Annotated in this window: 2 protein-coding genes and 1 pseudogene; 1 reads left to right on the forward strand and 2 read right to left on the reverse strand. The window is 49.7% G+C overall.

The window, feature by feature from the left end:
* Positions 1-109: 109 nt before the first annotated feature.
* Both ACX5J7_RS16855 and ltrA read right to left on the reverse strand, forming a co-directional pair.
* The gene (locus tag ACX5J7_RS16855; protein ID WP_498707611.1) at positions 110-478 is read right to left on the reverse strand and encodes a group II intron maturase-specific domain-containing protein; all 369 of its coding nucleotides are present in this window, start codon (positions 476-478) and stop codon (positions 110-112) included.
* 123 nt (positions 479-601) lie between these two features.
* Positions 602-1,380 (reverse strand): annotated as a pseudogene (gene ltrA, locus ACX5J7_RS16860) (group II intron reverse transcriptase/maturase); the annotation flags it as partial.
* A 37-nt stretch (positions 1,381-1,417) separates the two neighbouring features.
* Between ltrA and ACX5J7_RS16865 the strand changes: the two are divergent.
* Complete coding sequence (locus tag ACX5J7_RS16865; protein ID WP_498707610.1) at positions 1,418-1,570, forward strand: hypothetical protein; 153 nt, start codon at positions 1,418-1,420, stop codon at positions 1,568-1,570.
* The last annotated feature ends 607 nt before the right edge of the window (positions 1,571-2,177 follow it).

Genomic DNA, 2,177 nt, shown 5'->3' on the forward strand with positions numbered 1-2,177 from the left:
AACTCAAGTGCAGTCCATTTTCTAANATATCGAGTAGGGTGAGGCGTCACCGCCTCATCCCTCTCACAGAACCGTACATACGGGCCTCGTATACGGCTCATGTACATAGTTATTTAGCGTAATGGCTAAACACATATCCCGTTGCAACATTCTCCAAGTTCATTAGCCCGAGCTCATCGAACCAACTGTTTGGCATCGCATAGCTTGCTAAGGGGCTGCGTGCACTGCACCAACTCGTCATGTTGATGTGGGCAAACCGACCTTTATAACCATGCTGTCTTAGCCAGCGATGGAGGCGGCTCGCCTTCTTCCATAACTTGAGTTGAATACTGCGCAAGCGGCGTCTTAGCCAGCTTGCTATTTGCTTAAATGCCCTGCTCGCATTGGCTATCTTGAAGTAATAACTGAACCCTCTTAGCAGTGGGTTTAGTGCATTGATGACTGATTGCAGCGGCATTCCGCCATTGCGTTTCGTCATCTGCTTGAGCTTCGCCTTAAACGCGGTGAGTTTCTTGGGCTGGATGCGGGTATGTTTCGTCCCGATTTCAACGCCAAGGAACTTCACACCATCGTCACTGTGTGTGATATGTGTTTTCTCCGTGTTTACGCTGAGCTTTAGCTTTCCTTCTAAGATATGTGTGGCTTGTGCTTTGGCATTCTCTGCCGCTGTACGACTGCAACACAAGATAAGGATATCATCAGCATAGCGCACTATTCTGTGCCCCCGCTGTTTCATTTCCTCATCGAACGCATCCAGATAGATGTTCGCTATCAGTGGGCTTATTACCCCACCCTGCGGACTGCCTGTTTCTGTTGCTGCCAATGTCCATCGACCATCACCCCACTTTGTAAGAACTGAGTAATAAGGCTCAGCACGCTGCCATCACGGACCCGTCTTTTGATGCTCTTAATGATAAGCGTATGGTCCAGCTTATCAAAGCACTTCGACAGGTCCATATCCACCACGTGTTGACGCCTATATCGACGGATAAACATCGTGGCTTTATTGATAGCATCGTGACAGCTCCGCTTCGGCCTATAACCAAAGCTTGATGGGTGGAACTGTTCTTCGAAGATGGGGGTTAGGAGGTCATTTAAGCACTGTTGAACGACCCTATCCCTTACCGTTGGGATACCCAACAGACGCTCGCCGCCACCGTCTTTCGGGATAACTACCCGTCTTACCGGTTGCGCTTGATAGCGTTTGGTTTTGAGTTCGAGAAGAAGCTGCGTAAGTTCATTATCCAGATTTGAGGCAAACGCGCTCAGGCTCTGCCCATCTATTCCGGCCGCGCCTTTCGCTTTGAGTACCTTTTTAAATCCCTTGAACAGTCTGGCTTTATTAAGCAAGTGACCGTACAAACTATAATAAACCCGCACGCTCCTCCTCGAAGATGGTGTGCTGTGTGGGGGGCCGATGACTTCTTTTCGTGTTGGTCTATTTCACATGGTGGTAGAGCGTGCTAGCCCAATGGCAATCTACTCAACGTTCCCACATTACTCCCATGTACCGTTTCGTAGCCAGTCCGTCGCTTCCGCGACAAACCAAGTACGAGACGTCGATAGCTAATCGATTCGTGTACCACTAAAAAAAAACCTGCTCATCACAGACTTACTATGTACTTCCGCCCTTCGCCATCCTAATCAGCTTTTGGCTGATAAGAACGCCATCAAACACTGCTGATGGTCAGCTCGGTTTTATCCTCCACACCATTACTGGCTTTCACAGGCCGAACTTTACTCACTACTACGGCGTCTATCTGGTAACCACGTTATGCCACCTCACACCAACACCTACCTTGAGTCGCCTCTCGCATAGATGCTTCTGGCTCATAACCAGAGACGGTGCCAGGCTTCCCCAGTTACTGTGCTGGCTCCCTGTTAGAAATCCCACCCTCAAACACAAAACAGGACTGACTGAGTATCGGGCTTCACGCTATTTTGCACGCTTACCCTCCTGTCTTGCCGAATCAGGTTCACTTGCGTTGTGTACCTCTAACTTCCTATGGCTTGCTTCGGGCCGGCCCCCGGAGACCCTGCCGTTGGCCAACAACGCCCTTGCCATTCGGATTATCTTCCCCTCAGTCAGGGTGATTCAGGTTTCTTTCAACCTGACGGGTTTGCCAGCTTCGCTGGGCAAACAAAAAAGCCAGTCTAAAAAGACTGGCTTTTGTTAC

The sequence above is a fragment of the Alteromonas infernus genome (genome assembly GCF_902705815.1).

Coding starts and splice junctions, on each gene's coding strand:
- ACX5J7_RS16855 (WP_498707611.1), bottom strand. CDS start 478: ATGACGAAACGCAATGGCGGAATGCCGCTGCAATCAGTCATCAATGCA.
- ACX5J7_RS16865 (WP_498707610.1), top strand. CDS start 1,418: ATGACTTCTTTTCGTGTTGGTCTATTTCACATGGTGGTAGAGCGTGCT.